Below are 24,429 nucleotides of genomic sequence, written 5' to 3' on the forward strand. Positions count from 1 at the left end.
CAATTCGGGGGCCGTTTTCTTGCGCCATGACTATCCATATGCAGCCCCCGGCCAGGTGGTGGGGCTGCTCGGCGGCTCTTTCGACCCGGCGCATTCGGGCCATGCGCATATCACCCGCGAAGCATTGAAGCGGTTCGGGCTCGACCGGGTCTGGTGGCTGGTCAGCCCCGGCAACCCGCTGAAGGAACACGGGCCCGCACCGCTGGAACAGCGCATGGCGCATGCCCGCGCGGTGATGCGGCATCCGCGGGTCACGGTCACCGATATCGAGGCGCGGATCGGCACGCGCTACACGGCGCAGACCCTGGCGCGGCTGGCAGCACTCTACCCCGGGGTGCGTTTCGTCTGGCTGATGGGGGCCGACAACCTGGCGCAACTCCATCTCTGGCAGGACTGGCGGCGGATCATGGCGCAGGTGCCGCTCGGGGTGCTGGCCCGGCCCGGACAGCGGATCTCGGCGCGGATGAGCCGGGCGGCGGCGCTTTATGCCAATGACCGGATTCCCGGCAACCAGAGCCAGCTTCTGGCCCATGCCCCCCCGCCGGCCTGGTGTTTCGTCAACGTGCCGATGGTCGATATCAGCTCCTCAGCGATCCGCGCCGCCGGGCGGTGGAGCTCCGCGCGGACCCGCTGAACCGCGCCGCGACCGGCGCGGGGCACCGCGTGCCCAGCCGGGCTGGCGGGGATTTGCATATTTGATCCGCAGGTGCTTGTGGACGGAGGCGCGCTGCGATTTAACTCGGCTGCATGAGCAGAATGATTTCCAGACGGTTTTTCCTCGGATCGGCGGCGGCATTGCTGGCGACCCGAGGTGGTGCGGCAGAGACGGCGGCGCAGGCGCCCGAGGCCTCGCTGCGCCCGGTGCTGCGCGGCACCGATCATTACAAACAGGCGATCCCCAGCGTTGCGGAGATCCTGAAGGGGCAGAACCTCACCGGCAAGGTGAGTTTCGCGGTGGCCGATGCCAGGACCGGGCTGCGGCTCGAGGAGGAGGGCGCGCAGGAAGGCCGCCCGCCCGCCAGCGTCGCCAAGGCGCTGACGGCGCTCTATGCGCTCGACGCACTGGGTCCGGAACACCGGTTCGAAACCCGGCTGCTCGCCACCGGCCGCATTGTCGATGGCGAAGTACAGGGCGACCTGGTGCTGGTCGGCGGCGGCGATCCGACGCTCGATACCGACGGGCTGGCGGATCTGGCCGAACAGCTCAAGACGGCCGGCATCCATGGCGTGAAGGGCGGGCTCAAGGTCTATCAGGCGGATTTCCCGGTCCAGGCGCAGATCGATCCGGAACAGCCCGATCATGTCGGCTACAACCCGGGCGTCTCGGCGCTGGCGCTGAATTACAACCGCGTGCATTTCGAGTGGAAACGCGCAAGCAGCGGCTATGACGTGACAATGGAAGGGCGCTCGGCGCGGCACCGCCCCAGCGTCAGCATGGCGTCGATGGAAGTGGTCGACCGGCGTGGCCCGGTCTATACCTATCATGACGGCGGGCAGCGCGAGGACTGGACCGTGGCGCGCACGGCGCTGGGTACGGGCGGCGCCCGCTGGCTGCCGGTGCGCAAACCCGGGCTCTACGCGGCGGATGTCTTCGCGACGCTGGCCGGATCGCAGGGCATCAGGCTGCGCGATCACGAAATCGTGCAAACCCGCCCCGAGGGCGAAGTGGTCGCGACCTTGCAGAGCGACGGCCTGACCTCGATCCTCAGGGACATGCTGAAATATTCCACCAACCTGACCGCCGAGATGGTCGGGCTGGCGGCTACCGGCAAGCGGATCGGCAAGGTGGAGAGCCTGCGCGCCTCGGCGGCGGAGATGAACCGCTGGGCGATCGCCGAGCTGGGCCTCACGGCGCCGAAGCTGGTCGATCATTCGGGGCTCGGCGATGACAGCCTGCTAAGCGCGGCGGACATGACCAGGGCGCTGATCGCGGCGCAGGGCGCCGGGCTGCGGCCGATCCTCAAGAAAGTGGCGCTGCGCGACGCCAAGGGGCGGCCGCAGCCCGATCATCCGATCCAGATCGTCGCCAAGACCGGCACGCTGAATTTCGTCTCCGGTCTGGCGGGCTACCTCACGGCGGAAGACGGCACCGACATGGTCTTCGCGATCTTCGCCGCCGATATCGAGGAACGCAACAAGATCCCCCGCGAGGCGCGCGAAGGCCCGCCCGGGGCGCGGGCCTGGAATGGCCGGGCCAAGCGGGTGCAATATGCGCTGCTGGCCCGCTGGGGGGCGCTCTACGGGAGTTGAGGGTGTTGTGATGGCGTGATGCCGTGATCGGTGCTAGCACCCATCCTACGGTGCTTCACCCTTTTGCAAATACTCTAGAACCCAAGTTTCAGGAGATGCTCAGGTGACGTGGCGCGCCCTGGCGCCGCGTTCGATGGCGGCGGCATGGAGCCGGTCGAGATTGAGCTGATAGCGGATCTCCTCGAGCAGGCGCAGCTCGGCCTCCTCGATCCGGCCATCCGCGGCAGCCACGTCGCAGGCCAGCGCATAGGCGGTCTCGAAAAGCCGTTCGGGCAGGGACTCGCGGATCAGCCCGAACAGCGCGTCGAGCCCGTCCTCCTGTTCGAAAAGGTCGAAGACCGTCTTGCTGACGGTCGAGATCCGGTCGCTGTCGTAATTGGAGAAGACCGGCAGCAGGTTCACCGCCGCCTCGATCTTGATCAGCTCGGCGGTGCGGATGTTCTCATCCGAGGCGGAGACCGCGATCATCAGCGCCAGCAGCGAATCCTGCGCGCTCAGCGAATGGGAGGTATCTTCGGGCATGGGCGCATCCTTTGGCGGCTGTGTTGCAGTGCAGAATATTGACGCAACCGGGGGGAGGCAATAGGAACGGGCGCGACTCCGCGCGATGTGCGGCGGGGCTAAACATGTGGGAATCCGAGATGTCCGAGATGCGCGACGCAGCAATGACCAGCAAGGCATGGCCTTTCGAAGAAGCGCGCCGGGTGCTCAAACGCTATGCGAAACAGCCACCCGAGAAGGGCTATGTGCTGTTCGAGACCGGCTATGGCCCTTCCGGGTTGCCGCATATCGGCACTTTCGGCGAAGTCGCCCGCACCACGATGATCCGCCGCGCCTTCGAGGCGATCAGCGACATTCCGACCCGGTTGATCTGCTTTTCCGATGACCTTGACGGGATGCGCAAGGTGCCGGGCAACGTGCCGGACCCGGAAAAACTCGCCGAGCATCTGCAGCGTCCGCTGACCAGCGTGCCGGACCCGTTTGGCACCCATGACAGCTTTGGCGATCACAACAACGCCATGCTGCGGCGGTTTCTGGACACGTTCGGTTTCGAGTATGAATTCTACTCGGCCACAGAATTCTACCGCACCGGGCAGTTTGACGAGATCCTGTTGCGCGCCTGCGAGAAATACGACGAGATCATGGCGGTGATGCTGAAGTCGCTGCGCGAGGAGCGGCGGCAGACCTATTCGATCTTCCTGCCGATCCATCCCGAGACCGGGCGGGTGATGTATGTGCCGATGAAGGAGGTCAACGCCAAGGACGGCACGATCACCTTCGAGGACGAGGACGGCACCGAGATGACGCTGCCGGTCACCGGCGGCAATGTGAAGCTGCAGTGGAAGCCCGATTTCGGCGCGCGCTGGGCGGCGCTCGGGGTCGATTTCGAGATGTACGGCAAGGATCATTCCACCAATACGCCGATCTATGACAGTATCTGTCGCATTCTCGGGGCGAAAGCGCCGGAGCATTTCACCTATGAGCTGTTTCTTGACGAGAATGGTCAGAAGATCTCCAAATCGAGCGGCAATGGCCTGACCATTGACGAATGGCTGACCTATGCCAGCACCGAATCGCTGTCCTATTTCATGTATCTCAAGCCGAAGACCGCGAAGCGCATGTATTTCGACGTGATCCCCAAGGCGGTCGATGAATATCACCAGCAGCTGCGCGCTTATGAAACGCAGGATATCAAGGCGCAACTCAACAACCCGGTCTGGCATATCCACGGCGGCGACGTGCCCAAGTCGGATATGCTGGTGCCCTATTCGATGTTGCTGAACCTTGCCTCGGTCTCGAGCGCCGAGGACAAGTCGCAGCTCTGGGGGTTCATCCAGCGTTATGCGCCTGAGGCGACGCCGGAGACCAACCCCGGCATGGATGCCGCGGCCGGGCACGCGGTGCGCTATTACAACGATTTCGTCAGGCCGACCAAGGTGTTCCGCGCCCCGAGCGAGCTGGAACGCGAAGCGCTTGTCGATCTGCGCGACCGGCTCAAGGTCTGGGACGGGGGGCTTGACGGCGAGGCGCTGCAGAGCATGGTCTTCGCGGTCGGCAAGGAGCGGTTCGAGCCGCTGCGCGACTGGTTCACGGCGCTCTACGAAGTGCTGCTCGGCGCCAGCCAGGGGCCGCGGTTCGGCGGGTTCATCGCGCTTTACGGCGTCGATGAAACCGTGGCGCTGATCGACGACGCGCTGGCGGGCAAGCTCGCCGCGGCTTGAAACTCTCCGCCGCTTTGCCCCGTGACTTGCTATCATGGGGCAGAGCGGGAGAGGGGAGATGCGCAACGGGTGGATTTCCGGACTGGCGGGATTGTGCCTCTCGGCGCTGCTGAGCTTTGCTGCGGCGGCGCAGGAGGGGCCGATCGAGGATGTGATCCGCCGACAGATCGAGGCATTCAAAGCCGATGATTTCGCCACGGCGTTCGAATTTGCCTCGCCCCGGTTGCAGAGCCTGTTCGGCACGCCGCAGAATTTCGGCCGTATGGTGACCGAGGGCTATCCGATGGTCTGGCGGCCTGCGGAGTTGCGGTTCCTGCAATTGCGTGAAGGGGACGGTGGCTTTCAGCAGCTTGTGCAGATCATCGATGCGGAGGGGCGGGTGCATCTGCTGGCTTATACGATGGAGCAGGGCGCCGACGGCTGGCGGATCGCGGCGGTGCGGATCCTGCCGCGGCCTGGGGTTGCGGTATAGCCTTGGACTTTGCGTAACTAGTTGTTTTCTTTGGAAGAAAACGTTTCGGAATCCTGGAAATATTCCGGTGTTGCTTTTGCGGCGTACGGCGGGCTTCGGTGGCGTTAGGAAATGACTGATATCCCTTGATCCTGCTTCGGAGCTGTCCGGGGCAAAAGGAGACACAGCGTCGGGCGAAGGTCCGGGAAGGGGATATAGATGAACAAGGCGATCACCGAGGAGCTGGCGCTGATGCCGCCTGTTTTTGCACAGGGTCTCGACGTCTATTCCAGCGGCGATGGCACGCCGGGTTCGGACACCTATGCCAATGCGGCCAACGCGGCCTTCGTCCCGGCGGATCAGGATTTCGGCGGGGCGCTGGAGCTGCAGAAAATTCATGACGTGCAACGATTGCGCTACATGGGCGAGACGCCGCTGTTGCCGGGGTGTTACCTGCGGGTCACGGCGCGAATAAAGGCGGTGAGCGGCAATCTTCCGGCGGTGCAGATCGCCGCCTATCCGGCGCATGCGGACGGTTCCAGGGTCACTGGCGTTGCGGAATACGGGCCGACAGTGGCGCTTGGCAGCTATGGCGAGGTGGTCGAGGTTAGCGCGATCATCGGCAGTGGGCTGCGCAGCGGTGTCGATATGGTCTGGGGCACACAGCCGCTTTACGGGCATGTCGGGCTTGATCTGACCGGGCAGAACGGCGGGGTGGTGCGGATCGACGATCTCGTGGTCGAGGATGTGACCTCAGTGTTCCTGGGCGACATGCTGGCGCGGGTGGATGTACGCGATTACGGCGCTGTCGGGGATGGCAGCACCGACGACACCGCGGCTTTCGAGGCAGCCAATGCGGCGGCAGGGGGGCGCGAGGTGCTGGTGCCAGAGGGGGTCTATCGGCTTCTGGGGGATGTGACCTTCGATGCGCCGGTGCGGTTCGAAGGGCAAGTCAGCATGCCCGCCACGGCGATGTTGCTGCTGCGCAAGGATTTCGGCCTGCCGCAGTATATCGCCGCTTTTGGCGACGAGGAGCAGGGCTTCCTGAAGGCGTTTCAGGCATTGCTGAGCAATTCGGACCATGAATCACTGGATATGGGCGGGCGCAAGGTGAGCGTGCGGGCACCGCTCGACATGCAGGCGGCGGTGCCGGACAAGACGAGCTATGCAACCCGGCGGGTGATCCGCAACGGACAGCTCGAAGCGGCCGCGAGCGCGGCCTGGGACGACGTCGAGGTGACATCGCAGGCGAGCTATACGCCCTCGGATGCGCGCAGGCTGAGCAATGTTGTCAATGTCGCCAATGTGCCGGTCGGTGCGCGGGTAATCGGCACCGGGGTGGGGCGCGAGATCTATGTGAAGGCAAAGAATGTCGCGACCGGGCAGGTGACGCTCAGCGCGCCGCTCCATGACGCGGCGGGGACGCAGAATTTCACCTTCCGCAAGCACCGGTATCTGGTCGATTTCAGCGGTTTCGCCTCGCTCAGCAAGATGGTGCTCGCGGATGTCGAGCTGCAATGTAACAACCGCTGCAGCGGCATCAACCTCGCGCCCTCGGGGATCACTTTCCATCTGCGCGATTGCTTCGTCAGTCGTCCCAAGGACCGCGGGCTGACCTCGATCGGATCCGGCTGCCAGGGAATGCTGATCGATCGCTGCCAGTTCCTGTCGGGGGAGGATGCGCTCGACGTGCCGCAGCGCAGCAGCATCGCGCTCAACGCCAATTCCAACGACGTCAAATTGCGCGACAACCGGGCGACCAAGTTCCGCCATTTTGCCGTTCTGGGCGGTGGTAACCCGATCATCACCGGGAATCACTTCTTCCAGGGAGACGGCGTGGATAACGGGGTGCGCTCGGCCGGGCTGGTGCTGGCGGAGAATTACGTTTCCGGCATCGTCACCGGGAATTACATCGACAATTGCTTCATCGAATGGACCAACGAGCGCGACCCGACGCCGGGTTTCACCAGCGGTTTCTCCTTCAGCGCGCTGAGCATCACCGACAATATCTTCCTCTCTGGCGAGGTGGCGCCCTGGTTCAGCTATATCGTGGTCAAGCCGCATGGAGCGGGGCATTTCCTCAACGGGGTGACGATCACCGGCAACCGGTTCCGCAGCATCAACGGGGCCATCGACCGGGTCGAGCGCATCGATACGAGTTTCGCCGATTTCGACATGTCGCGCTGCAAGGATGTGGTGATGCGCGGCAATTCCTTCCACGCGGTGGGCGAACAGGTGAGCAACGCCGCCGAGATCAGCTTCAGCCAGGGGAGCGTGTCGGATACCTGGGTGATCGGCACGGCGGGGCGGCTGCCGTTCCGGGGGCAGGCGCTGAGCGTTGATCATCTGGTGGCGCAGGGGGCGATCCGCGACGGCAGCAATGTCACGCGCCATGCCATGCCTTGGGTGAAGCTGGCGCAGGGGCCACAGAGGGACGAGTTGCATCTGGTCTGGCCGGAGCCGGTCAAGGGCAAGGGCAAGGTGCTGCTCGGGGTGCGGATGGACAATCGGTGAGGGGCGCAATGCTGTCAGAAATCGCGCCAGAGCGCGAGTTTGAGCGCAGTGTCGTAACGGTTGCGCAGCGGAATTTCCGCACCGATCTGCAGTCGGGTCTTGCCCTTGCCCAGGGCGACGACGAGCGCCGGGGCGAGCTTGGCATAGCTGCGGGTGTTTTCGTGGGTCAGGTAGAGCTGCATCATGCCGGTAAAACGCGCGTTGAAGGACAGGCCGATGGTGCTGTCGAGCTTGATCCGGTGGCTTTTCTCTACAAGGTCCCAGAGGATCGCGGCGTCGATATTGCTCCAGCCATGACGTTCGCCGAGCGTCAGGCCGCGCCCCCAGGACAGGCCGGTTTTGAGGTGCGGCAAGAGGGCGAATTGGGACCAGCGGGCGCCGAGACCGAGCTCATAGGCGAAGCGATGCACGCTTTCGGAATCACTCAGGGGTCGGCGGAAGAACAGGGTCGCCTCGCCGGAGGGGGCGCCGTAGCGGTCGGTATAAAAGGAGATATCGGCGCCGAGGGTGAGGTCGTCCCGCCATGCGTATTCGAGGTAATTCGCCTGGGCGGTGTCGAGAAAATAGGTGCCCGAATAGGACAGGGAGGTGAAACCGCTTCCCTCATCGCGCAGCCATGGTCCTGCCTGCGCCACGTTGACGGCAAGGCAGATCGACAGGATGGCGAGGGACAATCGGCAGCGCATCTTCTCCTCCGCGTCCGATCTTGGTTAACGGCGGTTAAGAAAGCGTTACGGCAGGCGGGAGGGAAAAGAAAAAGGCCCGAAGCGATGCTCCGGGCCTTGGGCTTGGGTAGTGGTCGGTTCGTGGCGGCGCAGAGACGACCTCAGGTGCGGACGGACCCGCCGCGCGGACCGGCAATCAGCCAGGCGATGAAGCCAAGGACCGGCAGAATGATGATTGCCAGTGTCCAGATGACCTTTGCCAGCATCGAGCTGCCGGACGTGAGGACCTGGTAGATCGCGTAGATATCCGCGATCAGCACGATCAGGCCGAGAATACCATATTCCATGTTGGTGCTCCGAAATCTGTTTCGATTGCTGTCTGGCGGCTCAACACGGGGGCCGCGGCATTGGTTCCGCCCATGGGTTTCGCCTCCCGCTCAACAGTTTGCGCAAAGCAGGTGCCAGCTGGGGTCCGGGTGGTGTGATGTGAACATGACAGGCGGAACATCTCGAACCGCTGCGGCGTTTTGATAGCAGGGACATCCATACAGAAAGGAACATGCTATGACTGGGACATCCTCTGCAGCATCGATGGTTTCTTCGAACGATGTGAATGGCACTGCTGTCTATGGCGCCGACGGGACCCAGGTCGGCCATATAGATCACCTGATGATCGACAAGAAATCCGGCAATGTCGCCTATGCGGTGATGGGATTCGGCGGGTTTCTGGGGCTGGGCGAGGATCACCATCCGGTGCCTTGGAACGCTCTACGCTATGATCCGGCGCGTGAAGGTTTCGTAACCGATATCACCGAAGCGCAGCTGCGCGATGCGCCGGATCGCGGCGATGATTGGCAGCGCGACCGTGCCTGGGAGAAGCGCACTTTCGATCATTACGGCGTGCCGTACTACTGGTTCTGAAAATGGCAAATATTCGATGGGCTCCCGCGTCAGGAATGGCGCGGGAGTTTTGCGTGAAACCTAGCGCTTGCGCCGCTTGACCCCGCCGCGCATGCCGCCGCGGCCCATGGTACTCCGGCCGCTGGCCTTCTGCGCATCGTCCACCGCCTTTTCCACCGCATATTGTCGCGCCATCGGATCATCCGCGATGGCCAGATCGACGGCTTCGAGACGTTTCACTTCGTCGCGCAGTCGCGCGGCTTCCTCGAATTCGAGATTCTCCGCGGCCTTTCGCATGTCGGTACGCAGCCCGTCGAGTACCGCCTGCAGGTTGCCCCCCGCCGCGCGGCTGTCGATCTTGGCGGTGACGCGCGACTGGTCGGTGTCGCCCTTGTAAAGCCCGGCAAGGATGTCATCGACATTCTTCTTCACCGTCTGCGGCGTGATCCCGTGTTCCTCGTTATAGGCGAGCTGTTTGGTACGGCGGCGTTCAGTTTCGCCGATTGCGCGTTCCATGGAGCCTGTGATCCGGTCTGCATACATGATGACGCGGCCCTCGGCGTTGCGCGCGGCGCGGCCGATCGTCTGGATCAGCGAGGTCTCGGAACGCAGGAAGCCTTCCTTGTCCGCATCGAGGATCGCCACCAGCCCGCATTCGGGGATGTCGAGGCCCTCGCGCAAGAGGTTGATGCCGATCAGCACGTCAAAGGCGCCCAGCCGCAGGTCGCGCAGGATCTCGATGCGTTCCAGCGTGTCGATGTCGCTGTGCATGTAGCGCACCTTTATGCCCTGTTCATGCATGTATTCAGTCAGATCCTCGGCCATGCGCTTGGTCAGCGTGGTGCAGAGCGTGCGATAGCCGTCGGCGGTGACCTTGCGCACCTCGTCGAGAAGGTCATCGACCTGTGTCTCGACCGGGCGGATCTCGACCTCGGGATCGATCAGCCCGGTGGGGCGGATCACCTGTTCGCTGAACACGCCGCCCGCCTGTTCGATCTCCCAGGCCGCCGGGGTGGCCGAGACGAAGACGGATTGCGGGCGCATCGCATCCCATTCCTCGAACTTGAGCGGGCGGTTGTCCATGCAGGAGGGCAGGCGGAACCCATGCTCCGCCAGGGTGAACTTGCGCCGGTAGTCGCCCTTGTACATGCCGCCGATCTGCGGCACCGAGACGTGGCTTTCATCGGCGAAGACGATGGCGTTGTCGGGGATGAATTCGAACAGGGTGGGGGGCGGTTCGCCCGGCGCGCGCCCGGTGAGATAGCGCGAGTAATTCTCGATCCCGTTGCAGACGCCGGTGGCCTCCAGCATCTCCAGATCGAAATTCGTCCGCTGTTCGAGCCGTTGCGCCTCAAGCAGCTTGCCCTCGGCGACGAGCTGGTCAAGCCGGATGCGCAGCTCCTTGCGTATGCTGATGATCGCCTGCTGCATCGTCGGTTTCGGGGTCACGTAGTGGCTGTTGGCATAGACCCGGATCTGATCGAACGTATCGGTCTTTTCGCCGGTCAGCGGGTCGAATTCGGTGATGTTCTCCAGCTCCTCGCCGAAGAAGGACAGGCGCCAGGCGCGGTCTTCGAGGTGGGCCGGGAAGATTTCAAGCGAATCGCCGCGCACCCGGAAGGAGCCGCGCTGGAAGGCGGCATCGTTGCGTTTGTATTGCTGGGCAACGAGATCGGCCATCACCTGACGCTGATCATAGGAAGAGCCGACCTTGAGATCGAGGGTCATCGCGCCGTAGGTCTCGACGCTGCCGATGCCGTAGATGCAGGAGACCGAGGCGACGATGATCACGTCGTCGCGTTCAAGCAGCGCGCGGGTGGCCGAATGGCGCATCCGGTCGATCTGCTCGTTGATCTGGCTTTCCTTCTCGATATAGGTGTCGGAGCGGGCGACATAGGCTTCGGGCTGATAGTAATCGTAGAAGCTGACGAAATACTCGACCGAATTTTCCGGGAAGAAACCCTTGAACTCGCCATAGAGCTGCGCCGCCAGCGTCTTGTTCGGCGCCAGGATGATCGCCGGACGCTGGGTTTCCTCGATGATCTTGGCCATGGTGAAGGTCTTGCCGGTGCCCGTGGCGCCGAGCAGCACCTGGTCGCGCTCGCCGTTGCGCACGCCCTCGCTCAGCTCGGCAATGGCGGTGGGCTGGTCACCGGCGGCGGAAAACTCGGTATGCAGCTTGAACCGTTTGCCGCCTTCGAGCTTCGGGCGGTTGCGCACATCCGGTGCCGGTGCGTGCAGCATCGGCATGGATTGCGACTTTTCGGTATGGGCATAGGGCATGGGGGATCCTCACTCCGGCCGCGTTCGGGACCTCCCCATAGGTGTCATGTTTCACCGCATATTCAAGGGCCGGCTGCTTCGCCGGTGGGCCGCTTCACGAGACGACCGCGCGGGCAAGGCGCTACTTGCTCAGCCGCTTGCGATTGGCGCGCACCTTGCGGCCCAGCGGCGCCATTGACGCGGCCAGCACCTGATCCGGTCGCTGCCCGGCCAGCATGGCACTGGTGGCGGCGCTCCAGGCCTCGTTCCAGGCCGGGGCCTTTTCCGCCAGCATCCGCTGGTTCTCCCCCCGCCGCGCGGGGAGAATACCGCCAATCGCCAGCAGGCGCAGGGCGATAACGGCCTGGGTATCGAGCATCAGAGCGGTCATCCGCAGATTGAGATCGAAGAGCGTGAAGGGCGACATTGCGGGGGGCTCCTGAAAGGGTATCACATCAATTAATGCTGCGCTGCGGCACGACAAGGGCGGCGGTGTGGAATTCGCGCCTGCCCTTGCCCCCCTGCGCGGAATATCGGATAAACGCCCAGCCATTCAGACTGGAGCAGCCCCATGCGCGCACGTATCTTCCAACCCGCCCGGACCGCGATGTCTTCGGGATCCGCCAAGACCCGGGTTTGGCTGCTGGAATTCCCCCATGAAAACGCGCGCGAGATCGACCCGCTGATGGGCTGGACCTCCTCGAACGACACGCAGAGCCAGGTGCGGTTGCAGTTCGATACGCTGGAAGAAGCGGTGGAATATGCCCGCGAAAACGGCATCGACGCGCAGGTCTTCGAACCCAACAAACGCAGACCCAACGTCCGCCCCGGCGGCTATGGCGAGAATTTCGCAACCGGACGGCGCGGCGCCTGGACGCATTGAGGGCATTACGGCTTCGCTACGTCGGGCCTGTGACCCTCACGGTGACATTGTCCGACGATCACGGCGCAACCGATCCGGACCGGCGCCGACAACCGATTTGAACCAATCCCGGCCTGCATGTGTTATCCTGCAAAGATGGGGCAAGTCATTTGGAACCGGTAAAGATCCTTCTCGCGCAGCTCAGGGACATCGCCCGCTCGGCAATCGAGCTGCTGCCCCAGATCGTCGTGGCCCTGCTGGTCATTCTGCTGACCTGGGGCCTGTCGAAACTGATCAAGTACCTGATCGAACGGACCCTGCGCGGCACCCGTCTGCGGCCCAGCCTGAAGGAGCTCTTTTCGCTGCTGAGCTCGATCCTCGTCTGGGTCTTCGGCATCATGGTGGCGGCGATCATCGTCTTCCCCGGGCTCACCCCGTCAAGCATCCTGGCCGGTCTCGGCATCGGCTCGGTGGCGATCGGTTTCGCCTTCAAGGACGTGTTCGAGAATTTCCTGGCCGGAATCATCATCCTGTTCCGCCGCGAGATGCGCATCGGCGATCATATCGAATGCGAAGGGCTCGAGGGCAAGGTGTCGCATATCGCCATCCGCGAGAGCCATATCCGCCAGACCGACGGGCAGCTGGTGATCGTGCCCAATTCGATCCTATTCAAACATCCGGTCAGGATCCGCACCGAACAGGATCTGCGCCGCGTGACGATCATCTGCGGGGTCGCCTATGACGAGGACGTGGATGAGGCGCGCAGCGTGATCGCGGACGCGGTGGAGCGCTGCGGGACGGTCACGGCAGAGGACAAGCCGATCGAAATCTTCGCTCAGGAATTTGCCGATTCCTCGATCAATTTCGAAGTGACCTGGTGGACCGGATCGACACCGGTGGAAGTGCGCAGATCGAAGGACGAGGTCGTCGCCGCGGTCAAACGCGCCCTCGATGACGCCGGGATCGAAATTCCCTTCCCCTATCGCACGCTGACCTTCAAGGAACCGCTGCCCGAAGGGCTGCAGCGCGATTGACGCGGTCAATGTGATCTCTGACACAGGCTGACGCGGCGGCGATGGGCTATACTGCCGCTCGTTATCATGAGGACCGGCTGCGGCGTCCGTTTGGGGGCCGGGGACGGTCCCGGGCATTTTCGCGAGTATCTGGAATTTCTTCGGGGCATGAAAAGACGGCCGGGAAGGCCGCATGTCGGGCATCGGAGCGAAACCGCGCCGGGAGCCATCCGGCGCCTTTATGCGGAGCCAGTTCATGACACCCTGGGAAATCAACGGTCGCGAAGCGGTCAATTGCAACTGCAACTTCGGCTGCCCCTGCCAGTTTGGCGTCCTGCCGAGCAAGGGCCATTGCGAGGCGGCGGTCGTCTATGAGATCGACAGCGGCCATCACGGCGAGACACGGCTCGACGGGCTGCGCGCGGCGGCGGTCTATCACTGGCCGGGGGCCATTCACGAAGGCAACGGCGAGATGCAGCTGATCGTCGATGAAGGCACGAGCGAAGCGCAGCGCGCCGCGCTGGAGGCGATCATGACCGGACAGGACACCGAGGAAATGGCCACCATGTGGTTCGTCTATGCCAAGATGTGCCCGACGAAGCACGAGACGCTGACCGCGCCGATCCGGGTGGAGATGGATATCGACAGGCGCGTCGGCGAAGGCTCGGTCGAGGGGATCTTCGACATCGCGCTGCAGCCGGTGCCCCATATCGTGACCGGAGAGCCGCACCGGGCGCTGATCAAGCTGCCCAACGGGTTCGAGTTCGAGGAGGCGGAGATGGCCAGCGGCCGCACCCGGCTGCGGGGCGGGGCGATCTCCTTCGATCCGCTCGACGACAGCCACGCGCATTTCGCGCATCTGCATCTGACCGGGCAGGGCGTGCAACGCGGCCACGCCGGAGCGGCCTGAGGCGCGCGCGATGGCGCGGCGCACGGGAACACGCGAGGAGCGTATCGCGCTGGCGCTGGTCGCGGGGCTGGGGCTGGCGGCCGCGCTCTATACCTGGTTCGGCGTCGGCATGCCGATGAGCCTGCCGCAGATGACCGCGATGGGCGGCAGGCTCGGCGACCCGATGCGCATGGCGGCACCCGAGCAATGGGGCTTCGCACGCATCCTCGCGCTTTTCGCCATGTGGTGGATCATGATGATCGCGATGATGCTGCCGAGCGCGGCGCCGGTGATCCTGCTCTTCGCCGCCCTGCGACGCGTCTCGGACAGGGGCGGCGCCGTCACGACCGCCATCGCGGCATTCGGGGCCGGATACCTCGCGATCTGGGCCGGGTTCAGCGCGCTGGCGGTGCTGGTGCACTGGGGCCTGCGGGACAGCGCGGCCTTCGCCTCCGGCATGATGGCCTTGCGCGGCGAGATGTTGGTGGGACTGCTGCTCGTCGCCGTCGGGCTCTACCAGCTGACGCCGCTGAAACGCGCCTGTCTCCGGCAATGCCAGTCGCCCGCGCAATTCCTCACGCGCCATTACCGCCCCGGCCTGCACGGCGCGGCGCGGATGGGCGCGCATCACGGGGTCTTCTGCCTCGGTTGCTGCTGGGCGCTGATGCTGCTGCTCTTCGCGGGCGGGGTGATGAACCTGTGGTGGATCCTCGGCCTTGCCCTGCTGGTGCTGCTCGAACGCCGCGCCGCCGCCCATCCGCTTCTGCCCGCGCTGGTCGGGGCAGTGCTGATCGCCGCGGGGCTGGCGGTGATGCTGCCGGGCGCGGTCGGTCCGGGCTGATTAAAGCTATGTGGTATGGGCAGTTCGTGTGATAGTGAACAGATGGAACCCTCGTTGATGTCATTCATCTGGACCCATTCGAAACGCGACCAATTCATTCTGACATGTCTGACGCTGCTGCTGTTTCCGCTGCTCTACCTGACCCTCGAACTCCCCAAACGCATCATCAATGACGCCATCGGCGCCGCCGCGCCGAACCTGCGGTATCTCGGGCTCGACATGGCCCAGACGACGCTGCTGATCGCGCTCTGCCTCGCTTTCCTCGCCTCGGTCATCGCCCATGGCCTGCTGAAGATGCGGGTCAACAGCTACAAGGGTGTGCTCGCCGAACGGCTGTTGCGGCGGTTCCGCTATACGCTGATCGGGCGCATCCTGCGCTTTCCGCGCAGCTATCAGAGCCGGGTGTCGGAGGGCGAGCTGGTCTCAATGGTCACCGCCGAGGCGGAACCGCTCGGCGGGATCATGGGCGATGCAATTGCCCATCCGCTGCTGCAGGCCGGGCAGATGGCGACGATCCTGCTGTTTCTCTTCGTGCAGAACCTCTGGTTCGGCCTTGCCGCCGTGGCGCTGATCCCGGTGCAGGCCTGGCTGATCCCGCGGCTTCAGGCGCGGATCAACCTGCTGAACCGCAGCCGCATCCGGCAGGTCCGGGTGCTGGCCTCGGATATCGGCGAGCTTGCGGCGGGGGCGGCGATCCTGCGTCAGCACGGCGGCTGGCGCTACCGCATGGCGCTGATCGGACAGCGCCTCGGCGGGCTCTTCGACACGCGTTTCGAGATCTACCGCCGCAAATTTTTTCTCAAGTTCATCAACAACCTGCTGACCCAGCTCACGCCGTTCTTCTATTTCCTCGTCGGCGGTCTGCTGGTCATCAACGGGCAGCTCACCATCGGCGCGCTGGTCGCGGCGCTGTCGGCCTTCAAGGACCTGTCCAGCCCCTGGAAGGAGCTGCTGACCTATTACACCGCGGTGCAGGAAATGGCGCAGCGCTATCACCTGATCATCGAACGTTTCGCCCCGGCCGAACTGCTCGGCGATTTTCTCGCAGATGAGCCCGATGCCGCGGCGCCCGACATCCCGGTCCAGGCGGCGCTGACGCTTGAGGGGGTGGTGCTGCAGGACGAAGGCGGGCGCAGCCTGCTCAACGATGTGGATCTGGCCATCGCCCCGGGCAGCTGGACCTGTATCCTGGCCCAGGACGAGGAGGACCGCAGCGCTTTTTCGCAATTGCTGCTGCGCGAGCTCGCCCCCAGCGCCGGGCGGGTCCTGATCGACGGCACGGCGCTGACGGATTTTTCGCAGACGCGCATCGCCGCGACTCTCGCCCATGTCAATTCCGCGGTGCATGTCTTTGACGGCACGGTCGGGGATAACGTGATGGTGCCGCTCTGCACCGCGCCGCAGGAACAGCTCGACGGCGTGGCGCTCAACGAGGCGCTGCGCAGCGGCAACAGTCTCGACCGCGCCGACGGACCCTGGCGTCCGGCCAATGGTGCCGCGGAACTGCTGGTCGCGGCGCAGGGCGACTGGCAGCGGCTGGTGACCATCACCGGAGCGCAGAAGAACCTGTTGAGCCGGGTGCTCGACCGCAGGCTTGCCGGACCCGAGGAACGCGCCCTGCAGGAGCAGCTGATCGACGCCAGACTGGCGGTGCGCGGGCGGCTGCGCGAGGCCGGGCTTGCCGATGCGATCCATGCCTTCGGCACGGATGTCTATGTCGATGAACTGACCCTGCCGGAGAACCTGCTCTTCGCCATTTCGCGCAGGGACGGCTGGCTTCCCGAGGAAACCGGCCGCCTGCTCGCGGCGCTGATCGACACGCTCGGCCTGCGCGATCAGGTGCTGACGCAGGCGGTGGCGCTGGCGCGGATGCTGATCGAGGTCTTCGACGCGGAGGCCACCGGCAGCGCGCTGTTTCGCCGTCTCGGCCTGCCGAAGGAGCTGCTGGCCCGGCTGCGCCCGGTGCTCAAACGCCGCGACGGGCGCTCCGTCGCCCGGTCGCGCAGCCGGGCCGCCGACGAGCTGCTGCTGCTGTCGCTGGTCTTCAACCTGCCCGCCAGCCATTTCGACGGGGATTTCTCCGCCGCGCTGAAACAGGCGGTGGTGGCGGCGCGGCGCGGCGCGACGGCACAGGCCGATCCGGTGCTGACGACCGGTTTCATGCCGCTTGACGAGACCGCCTGGAACCCGCGGCTCAGCGTCTTCGAGAACATGATTTTCGGCAAGATCGCCCCGACCTCGCGGCCCCGGCGCGAGGAGATCAAGGCGCTGGTGGTGGAGATACTCGGCGCGCGGCTCGACGATCTGACGCTGTCCGAGCTGATCCGCAAATTGCCCACCGGGCTGCGCGGCGCCAATCTCTCGCCGCAGCTCATGGAGCAGATCAGCCTGAGCCAGGCGGTGATCAAACGGCCCGCCATCCTGATCCTCGAACGCGCGCTGGCGAGCCACGACGAGGCCGCCCGCAGCCGCGCCTTCGCGTCGCTGCGCGATCTTCTGCCCGAGGCGACGATCATTCAGCTCGAGGCGGAATTGCCGCAAAGCGGACATCACGATCATGCGCTGGAGCTGCGCAGGGGCCGGATCGTGACGCTGGGCGACGAGCTTGGCGGTGTGGAAGAGGGCGAGGCGCGCGATGATCTGCACCGCAAGTTCCAGGCGCTGCGCAAGGCGCCGCTGTTCCGTGATCTCAGTCGCCAACAATTGCGGATGCTGGCCTTCAGCGCCCGCTGGGTGGAATTTGCCGCGGACAGCTACGTTTTTCGCAAGGGCGATCTGCCCGACGGGGCCTTCCTGATCTATCGTGGCGCGGTGGAGCTGATCGAGCGGACCGAGACCGGCGAGGTCGCCTTCATCCTGCGGCCCCCCGAAGGCACGCTGGTCGGCGAGCTTGGCCTTTTGCGCAACGATCCGCGGCGGCTCGACATGCGTGCGCAGGGCGATCTGTTGCTGTTGCGCATCGATGCCGGGGACTTCCTTTCGGTGGTCGAAACCGATGCGCGCACCGCGTTCCGGCTGATCCAGAACCTGATCGGCTATCTCGACCGGCCGCAATAGGAGGCAACGATGGAGGCTGCGTGCGAAGCGGGTGACGAAAAGCGGCTCGAGCGCGGGCTGCACCGGATCTGCTCGGCGGAGACGACGTTGCGGCGCATCCGGCCGCTGATGGGGCGTTTCGGCATCACCCGGCTTGCCGATGTTACCGGGCTCGACCGGATCGGCCTGCCGGTGATGCTGGCGATCCGTCCCAATGCGCGCTCGATCGCGGTGTCACAGGGCAAGGGGCTGACCCGGGCCCAGGCCGCCGCCTCGGCCCTGATGGAGGCGATCGAGATCTGGCATGCGGAGCATTTCGACGGGCCGGTCTTTTTCGCAAGCCATGCCGACCTCGCGCGCAGACATGATTTCGTCGATCTGGCGCGCCTGCCCGCGCAGCGCGGCGGCGGTTTTGACTCTCATGAGCGTCTGCATTGGGTGCAGGCGTCGGACCTGCTCGGCACCGGGCCGAAACTGGTGCCGCGCGAGATGGTCCATGCCGATTACACCCATCCGCTGCCGCCCGGGGCCGGACATTTCCCGGCCAGCACCAACGGGCTTGCGTCGGGCAATCACCGGCTCGAAGCGATTTGCCATGGCATCTGCGAGGTTATCGAACGCGACGCGCTGGCGCTCTGGCATCGGCAGGACCTGTCGGCGCGGCGCGCGACACGGCTCGATCCCGACAGCCTTGAAGGGGCCGAACTGCCTGGGCTGATCGCGCGTTTCGCGCGGGCCGGACTGGAGACGGCGCTCTGGGACGTGACCTCGGACATCGGCATCGCGAGCTTTCTCTGCGTGATCCGGGAGCCGGGCGGGGAGGGCCATCTCGGCCTCGGCTCCGGTAGCCATCCCGACCGCGCCATCGCGCTGCGCCGCGCCTGTACCGAAGCGGCGCAGACGCGGCTCAACTACATTTCCGGTGCGCGCGAGGATCTGTCCTTGGCGGAATATGGCAGCGCCGGGAGGGCGGAAAAGGCGCAGAGCTTCGCCGCGCTGTTCGACGCACCGCCCGGTAGACGCCGCTTCGTCGCGGTGCCGAGCCGCCGCAACCGGCATCTGCAGGAGGATCTCGACCATCTCCTGCGCCTGCTGCAGCGCGCGGGGATCGCCGAGGTGGCGCTTGTCGATCTTGCCCGCTCGGAGCATGACATCCCGGTGGTGCGGGTAATCATCCCCGGGCTCGAAGCGCCGCATGATGACGCAGGCTACGTGCCCGGCGCCCGGGCGCGCCACATCGACCGGGGGCGCGCATGATCGTCTTCGCCGGGCCCTCGCTGTCCCATCTCGAAACGCTTCCCGAAACGCTGGAACCGCGGGCGCCGGTGCGGCAGGGCGATGTCTATCTCGCCGCACTGGAGGCGCCGCGCGCCATCGGGATCATCGACGGCTATTTCGACGGTATGCCCTCGGTCTGGCACAAGGAAATCCTCTTCGCGCTGAGCCGGGGCATCGCGGTGTTCGGCGCGGCAAGCATGGGCGCGCTGCGGGCGGCGGAGCTTGACGTTTTCGGGATGACAGGCATCGGGGAGATCTATGCGGCCTATCGGGACGGCACGCTGCGCGATGATGACGAGGTGGCGCTGGCGCATGGTCCGGAAGCGCTTGGCTATCCGCCGCTGAGCCTCGCGATGGTCAACCTGCGCGCCACCTGCGCGGCGGCGCTGCGGGCCGGGGCGATCGACGCGACGCTGGCGGCGCGCCTGCTTAGGGCAGGAAAGGCGCAGTTCTTCAAGGACAGAACCTGGCGGAGCGTGATCGCGGCGCTCGACCTGCCCGAGGATCGGGCGCGGCATCTGCGGGGGCTGATCGAGAGCCATATGGTCGATCAGAAGGCGCGGGACGCCGAGGCGCTGCTCGACCGGATGGCCGCGGCGGATTTCCCCGCGCCGCGCAGCAATTTTCATTTCGAGCGCTCCGATCTCTGGCTGCGCTTCACCGCGCAATGGCGGCGGCGCCGCGCCGAGCCGGAAGCGCAGTCCGGGGGCTATCGCCTGCTCGGAGAGGGCGGCTCCTTTGGCTGAAACCGCAGAAGATGCTAGACTGGCCCGGCGAGGATGGAGGAGGGCGAATGGAAGGCACGAGGTTCAAACTCTTTCCGCAGCCGGGGTTCCTGCGCGATTTCGCGGAGCCGGAAGTGGTCATGGTCTCCTCGCCCCCCGGCAGCCTGATGCCCGGCCCCGCCGATGCGCGGATGTATGCGATTTTCCCGATCGGCAAGAGCGCGCCCTATGGCATTGCGCCCGACGGCTCCGCGCTGCTCACACCAGCTTGGACCGGCGCCATCGAGGACCCGGCGGAACCGGACGGGGAGGGGCATTTCGACCATCTCACCCCCGGCACGCCGCAATTCGAGACCGCGCATCTCTTCGGCGCGGTGCGTTTCGTGATGGACATCTGGGAGGGCTATTTCGGCCGCGAGATCCCTTGGCAGAGCGACGGCACCTATGAGCGGATGGAACTGACCATCCTGCCGAGCCTCGAGAACGCCTATTCGGGTTTCGGTTTCCTGGAGATGGGTGGCGATTGGCAGGAAGGGGTCTTCACCCCGTTCAGCCTGAATTTCGACGTGATCGCCCATGAGGTCGGCCATGCGATCATCTATTCCGAGGTCGGGGTGCCGGACCCGGCCAATGTCACCGGAGAATATTTCGGATTTCACGAGAGCGCGGCCGATCTCGTGGCGCTGGTCTCCTCGCTGCATTTCAATTCGCTGCTCGACCTGCTGCTCGCGCAGACGCAGGGCAATCTCTATATGCTGAACGCGGCCAACCGGATCGCGGAATTGTCCGAGAACAAACAGATCCGCCTTGCCGCCAATGACCGCCGCCTTTGTGAATTCGTGCAGGGCTGGGAGAAGGAGCACCATCTGGCGGAGCCGCTCACCGGGGCCTTTTTCGATATCCTGGTCGATCTGTTCCACGAGATGCTGCTCGATTACGGGGCGATCACCCCCGAGGTGGAGGAATTGTCCGACAGGCTGCTGGCCACGCAGCAATATGCGCCGGTCATGCAGGAGCTCTTTGCCGAAGCCTACGCCGCCAATCCGGATCTGTTCCGGCGGGCGCTGATCGACGCGCGGGACATTCTGGGCACCTATCTCGCGGACAGCTGGATCGCGCTCAGCGGCAGCGACATTACCTACGCGGAGATTGCCGAGGTCTTCCTGGCGGTGGACCGGCGCCACAGCGGCGGGCGCTATGCGCGGTTGATCCGCGGCAATTTCGATCTGCGCGATATCGGCTTCGTGCTGGTCGGTCCGCAGCTGCGCCCGCTCGACGAAAAGAGCCATGCCAATTCGGTCCGCACCCTGGTTCCGTAGACGGCTCGCGGCAATTTTGCTATGCTCGCGCGATAATAGATTTGAGGAGCAGTCCATTTCAATCACCAAAGGATTGAGGCCATGAGTGAGAAACTTGATACCTCTTCAGAGATTGTAATTTTTGGACGTGTTGTCGAAGATTTGAGCGTGAAAGGTGCCACCGGCACCACGACCACCGGCACAGCGGCAGATGCCGGAGATACCGGCGACGGCACGGCGGGTGAGGCGGGCAGCAGCGCGCATGCGCCGGATCGCCAGTTCGTGCGGGCCTACGGGTTCAGCTTCGACGGTATTTATTACGAGGTGCCGACGCCGGTTCTGTTCCTGCTGAAGGGCGCCGGGATCGCCGCCGACAAGGCCGACGTGCCGGGGCCGAACCCGCGCAACAAGGAGTTTTTCGCACAGCTCAAGGCCTGGCGGGTCCGGCGCAGCGATGACACCGTGCGGCTCGATGTGGACAGCGGCAAGTTCGAACATCTGCTGCTCGATCCCGGCGGCGAGGGAGCCGCGGTTTCCGGAGCACGGGTTTCCGGGGCGCGCGTCAGCGGGGCAAGGGTCAGCGGCGCGCGGGTATCGGGGGCGCGCGTCTCCGGGGCACGGGTCAGCGGCGCGCGCGACGCCAGCGATTGAGCGACAGGTCCGGGCTCACAGCCCCGCGCGTTTCAGCCCCTCGACGAAATGGGTGACATCCTCGGGGTTGCGGTCCGGCTGCACCGCGCCCCAGCGATCGAGCGAGAAATTCGGATGCGCGGCCCGCACCCGCGCGGCCTCGCGGCGGGCCTCCTCGAGCCGCCCAAGATGCCCATAGCTCGCCGCCAGGATGCGCCGCCCCTCGGTCGGGTTCTGCATCTCCTGAATGCATTTGATCGCCTCTTCATAGCGCTTGAGATTGAAATAGGCGCCGCCGAGGTGCCAGATATATTGATCGGGATAGAAGGGGTTGAGCCGCATCGCCTTCTGAAGCAGCTCGATCGCCTCTTCGGAGCGGCCGGAATGGGCCAGCGCATCGGCCATGTCCGACATCAGGTCGGCGTCATTGGGGTTGAGCTTGCGGGCGCGCTCATAGGCGCGGATCGCGGCGTCATGCTCCTTGCGATAGAGATGGGCGTAGCCGAGCTCGCCATAGCCCCGCGCATCGGACGGGTCGAGGTCGATGGCGCGCAGCGCCAGGGCAAGCGCCTCGTCGAGCGCCGTATCGGCATTTTCGGCCCAGTCGTAGCGCCAGTCGAGGTTGAAGGTGCGCGACTTGGCGGCGAGGGCGCGGGCATAGCTCGCATCACAGGACAGCGCCGCATCATAGAGCGTGCGGGCCTCGCGCACGTCGGTCTGGGTATAGCGGTTGATGTGGCGATGCCCCTGCAGCACAAACCCATATGCCTTGAGATTGGTCGGCGGCAGCAGGCGGATGCGCTCGCATTCGGTGGCCTCGATCTGGGTCGCTGTGGCGGAGACGATGATCTGGGTGATCTCGTCCTGCAGATCGAAGAGATCCTCGATATCGCGGTTGTATTGCTCGCCCCAGATGGTGCGGTCCTGCAGCGCGTCGAGCAGCTGGATGGTGATCCTGATCCGCGACCCGGCCTTGCGCACCGTGCCGCCGACGGCATAGCGCACACCGAGCTCGCGTGCCGCCTCGGAGGGGGAGCGGCCTGGATCGCGATAGAGATAGGCCGAGCCGCGGGCGATCACGAAAAACTGGTGAAAGCGCGACAGGCTGGTGGTGACATCCTCGGTCAGCCCGTCGGCGAACCATTGGTCGTTCTGATCGCTGCCCTGGAACCCGAAGGGCAGCACCACGATGGAATGGTTGGAGACATCCTGGAAATCCAGCGCCGGCACCCGGTCGCGGCGCAGCCCCGGGGTCATCGCGGCGCTGGTGGGGTTCTCGTGGACCTGAAAGACGTCGATCGCGCGGTTGATATTCTTGAACCGCTGCCCGCCGAGATATTCATAACCATAGCCGAGCTTGTTGCTGACATGGTCATAGACCGCGCCGGAGATGCAGACCTGACCGGGATTGGCGAAGGCTTCGATGCGCGAGGCGATGTTGATGCTGTCGCCGGTGATCTCGTCGCCGCGCACCAGGATCTCGCCGATGTTGACACCGAAGCGGAAGCGGATCTGTCGGTCCTCGGGCAGGTCCTCGTTCAGCCGGGCCAGCGCCTTTTGCATGTCCACCGCGAAGCTCACCGCATCGACGCCGGATTCGAAGATCATGAAGGCATTGTCCCCGGCCGAGCTGCGGAACTCGCCGGAATATTTGCCGATCTCGCGGCGGAACATCGCCAGACGCTCATCGACCGCGATGGTGGTGCCGATTTCGTCCATGCCCATCAGCGAGCTGAAGCTCACCACATCAGCGAAGACCAGCGCGACGAGGCGGCGCTTGTGCTGATGCTCGGGCGGTTGATGACTGATGGCACTATGCACGGGCGGCGTTTCCACCTTGTAGACAACAGATTGCGCGGCAGGTTTCGGGCAGCTTGGCGAGCACCCGGTCGCGCCGCCCGGCCCATTCGCTGGCGAGGAGTCCGACGATCACCACATCGCGCCGCGTCCCGCCCACGAACCAGCCCTCGCGGAACCGGCCCTCCTCGGTGAAGCCGATGGTTTGCAGGGCGTTGAGCGTGGCGGTATTGCCGTCGCGGTAATAGGTGGTCAGACGGTGCAGGCGCAATTGCTGGAAGGCGAGTTCGATCAGTGCCACGGACATGGCCGTCGCCAGCCCTTTCTTGCGGAAGGGTTCGGCGACGAAGGCCGGGACGATCGCATCGCCGTGGATGTAGTTCACCGCCTCCAGCCCGGCGATCCCGGCGGGGGTCTCGTTGGCATCCTCGGCGATGAACCAAAAGGCGCGCGGTGTCTGGGCATGATCGAGCGAGGAGCGCCAGCTCTCGCGCATCGCGTCGATATTGACCGGCACCGGCAGGCCGCGGTCAAAGAGTGCGACATCCTCGAAATCCCAGAACCAATCGGCAATCTTCGAAATATCCTCGAGCCCCAGCGGGCGCCAGGTGAAGGGGCTTGAGGTTTTCGTGGACATGTCCCGATCCTGCTTTCGTCTGCTTGCCTCGCATTGCCGGAAAGCGATGCGCCGGATGTCGAGATCCGGTCATTCCTCGGTAACGCAACAAGATACGGGTTACTCAGCCCCGGCAGAGCGACGATGCCCCGGCCGTCCGTGTGACCACGCTTTGGCGAC

Annotated in this window: 22 protein-coding genes; 15 read left to right on the forward strand and 7 right to left on the reverse strand. The window is 64.8% G+C overall.

Features of this window, described 5'->3' with window-relative positions; translation table 11 throughout:
* Positions 1–19: 19 nt before the first annotated feature.
* Both ACFSUD_RS13165 and dacB read left to right on the forward strand, forming a co-directional pair.
* The gene (locus ACFSUD_RS13165; protein ID WP_386375065.1) at positions 20–634 is read left to right on the forward strand and encodes a nicotinate-nucleotide adenylyltransferase; all 615 of its coding nucleotides are present in this window, start codon (positions 20–22) and stop codon (positions 632–634) included.
* 113 nt (positions 635–747) lie between these two features.
* The gene (gene dacB, locus ACFSUD_RS13170; protein WP_386375066.1) at positions 748–2,250 is read left to right on the forward strand and encodes a D-alanyl-D-alanine carboxypeptidase/D-alanyl-D-alanine endopeptidase; all 1,503 of its coding nucleotides are present in this window, start codon (positions 748–750) and stop codon (positions 2,248–2,250) included.
* A gap of 99 nt (positions 2,251–2,349) precedes the next feature.
* On the opposite strand, the gene ACFSUD_RS13175 is transcribed toward dacB, so the two are convergent.
* Positions 2,350–2,772 (reverse strand): tellurite resistance TerB family protein, encoded by a 423-nt coding sequence (locus ACFSUD_RS13175; RefSeq protein ID WP_386375067.1) that lies wholly within the window; start codon positions 2,770–2,772, stop codon positions 2,350–2,352.
* Positions 2,773–2,891: 119 nt separating this feature from the next.
* On the opposite strand from ACFSUD_RS13175, the gene ACFSUD_RS13180 reads away from it, so the two are divergent.
* From ACFSUD_RS13180 to ACFSUD_RS13190, 3 genes are all read left to right on the forward strand, one after another.
* Entirely contained in the window at positions 2,892–4,472 is a 1,581-nt protein-coding gene (locus ACFSUD_RS13180; RefSeq protein ID WP_386375068.1) for a lysine--tRNA ligase, read from the forward strand.
* A gap of 58 nt (positions 4,473–4,530) precedes the next feature.
* On the forward strand, positions 4,531–4,944 hold the full coding sequence (locus ACFSUD_RS13185; protein WP_386375069.1) for a DUF4864 domain-containing protein: 414 nt from the start codon (positions 4,531–4,533) through the stop codon (positions 4,942–4,944).
* A gap of 198 nt (positions 4,945–5,142) precedes the next feature.
* Positions 5,143–7,437: a glycosyl hydrolase family 28-related protein gene (locus tag ACFSUD_RS13190; protein ID WP_386375070.1), complete on the forward strand. Its 2,295-nt coding sequence runs from the start codon at positions 5,143–5,145 to the stop codon at positions 7,435–7,437.
* 14 nt (positions 7,438–7,451) lie between these two features.
* Here ACFSUD_RS13190 and ACFSUD_RS13195 read toward each other — a convergent pair whose 3' ends face one another.
* Together ACFSUD_RS13195 and ACFSUD_RS13200 are read right to left on the reverse strand one after the other, a co-directional pair.
* Positions 7,452–8,123, reverse strand: a complete 672-nt coding sequence (locus ACFSUD_RS13195; RefSeq protein WP_386375071.1) for a hypothetical protein — start codon at positions 8,121–8,123, stop codon at positions 7,452–7,454.
* Positions 8,124–8,263: 140 nt separating this feature from the next.
* Positions 8,264–8,449: a PLDc N-terminal domain-containing protein gene (locus ACFSUD_RS13200; RefSeq protein WP_386375072.1), complete on the reverse strand. Its 186-nt coding sequence runs from the start codon at positions 8,447–8,449 to the stop codon at positions 8,264–8,266.
* 217 nt (positions 8,450–8,666) lie between these two features.
* Between ACFSUD_RS13200 and ACFSUD_RS13205 the strand changes: the two genes are divergently transcribed.
* Complete coding sequence (locus ACFSUD_RS13205) at positions 8,667–9,023, forward strand: PRC-barrel domain-containing protein (protein ID WP_386375073.1); 357 nt, start codon at positions 8,667–8,669, stop codon at positions 9,021–9,023.
* 60 nt (positions 9,024–9,083) lie between these two features.
* On the opposite strand, the gene uvrB is transcribed toward ACFSUD_RS13205, so the two are convergent.
* The gene (gene uvrB, locus ACFSUD_RS13210; RefSeq protein WP_386375074.1) at positions 9,084–11,285 is read right to left on the reverse strand and encodes an excinuclease ABC subunit UvrB; all 2,202 of its coding nucleotides are present in this window, start codon (positions 11,283–11,285) and stop codon (positions 9,084–9,086) included.
* A 121-nt stretch (positions 11,286–11,406) separates the two neighbouring features.
* Entirely contained in the window at positions 11,407–11,691 is a 285-nt protein-coding gene (locus tag ACFSUD_RS13215; protein ID WP_386375075.1) for an antifreeze protein, read from the reverse strand.
* Positions 11,692–11,835: 144 nt separating this feature from the next.
* Here ACFSUD_RS13215 and ACFSUD_RS13220 point away from each other — a divergent pair, with 144 nt between their 5' ends.
* The 9 genes from ACFSUD_RS13220 (at position 11,836) to ACFSUD_RS13260 (ending at position 21,857) form a co-directional block, all read left to right on the forward strand.
* Complete coding sequence (locus ACFSUD_RS13220; RefSeq protein WP_386375076.1) at positions 11,836–12,147, forward strand: ETC complex I subunit; 312 nt, start codon at positions 11,836–11,838, stop codon at positions 12,145–12,147.
* 149 nt (positions 12,148–12,296) lie between these two features.
* Positions 12,297–13,160 carry a mechanosensitive ion channel family protein gene (locus tag ACFSUD_RS13225; protein WP_386375077.1) on the forward strand — a complete coding sequence of 288 codons (864 nt, stop codon included), beginning with the start codon at positions 12,297–12,299 and terminating at the stop codon, positions 13,158–13,160.
* A gap of 235 nt (positions 13,161–13,395) precedes the next feature.
* Positions 13,396–14,049 carry a DUF1326 domain-containing protein gene (locus ACFSUD_RS13230; RefSeq protein ID WP_386375078.1) on the forward strand — a complete coding sequence of 218 codons (654 nt, stop codon included), beginning with the start codon at positions 13,396–13,398 and terminating at the stop codon, positions 14,047–14,049.
* A gap of 10 nt (positions 14,050–14,059) precedes the next feature.
* Entirely contained in the window at positions 14,060–14,869 is an 810-nt protein-coding gene (locus ACFSUD_RS13235) for a DUF2182 domain-containing protein (protein ID WP_386375079.1), read from the forward strand.
* 57 nt (positions 14,870–14,926) lie between these two features.
* Positions 14,927–17,926, forward strand: a complete 3,000-nt coding sequence (locus ACFSUD_RS13240) for a cyclic nucleotide-binding domain-containing protein (protein WP_386375080.1) — start codon at positions 14,927–14,929, stop codon at positions 17,924–17,926.
* Between the two features lie 9 nt (positions 17,927–17,935).
* Entirely contained in the window at positions 17,936–19,162 is a 1,227-nt protein-coding gene (locus ACFSUD_RS13245; RefSeq protein WP_386375081.1) for a YcaO-like family protein, read from the forward strand.
* Entirely contained in the window at positions 19,159–19,929 is a 771-nt protein-coding gene (locus ACFSUD_RS13250; RefSeq protein ID WP_386375082.1) for a TfuA-like protein, read from the forward strand. The genes ACFSUD_RS13245 and ACFSUD_RS13250 overlap by 4 nt, the downstream gene beginning before the upstream one ends.
* Positions 19,930–19,976: 47 nt before the next feature.
* Entirely contained in the window at positions 19,977–21,227 is a 1,251-nt protein-coding gene (locus ACFSUD_RS13255) for a hypothetical protein (protein WP_386375083.1), read from the forward strand.
* Between the two features lie 81 nt (positions 21,228–21,308).
* Positions 21,309–21,857: a hypothetical protein gene (locus ACFSUD_RS13260; RefSeq protein ID WP_386375084.1), complete on the forward strand. Its 549-nt coding sequence runs from the start codon at positions 21,309–21,311 to the stop codon at positions 21,855–21,857.
* A 15-nt stretch (positions 21,858–21,872) separates the two neighbouring features.
* Here the strand turns inward: ACFSUD_RS13260 and ACFSUD_RS13265 are convergent, their stop codons facing one another.
* Positions 21,873–23,657 carry a tetratricopeptide repeat protein gene (locus tag ACFSUD_RS13265; RefSeq protein ID WP_386375085.1) on the reverse strand — a complete coding sequence of 595 codons (1,785 nt, stop codon included), beginning with the start codon at positions 23,655–23,657 and terminating at the stop codon, positions 21,873–21,875.
* A complete protein-coding gene (locus ACFSUD_RS13270) occupies positions 23,650–24,270 on the reverse strand; it encodes a GNAT family N-acetyltransferase (RefSeq protein ID WP_386375086.1) in 621 nt (206 codons plus the stop codon). Before ACFSUD_RS13270 ends, ACFSUD_RS13265 begins: the two co-directional genes overlap by 8 nt.
* Positions 24,271–24,429 lie beyond the last annotated feature (159 nt).

The sequence above is a fragment of the Sulfitobacter aestuarii genome, from assembly GCF_042685005.1.
GTDB classification, from domain to species: domain Bacteria; phylum Pseudomonadota; class Alphaproteobacteria; order Rhodobacterales; family Rhodobacteraceae; genus Sulfitobacter; species Sulfitobacter aestuarii.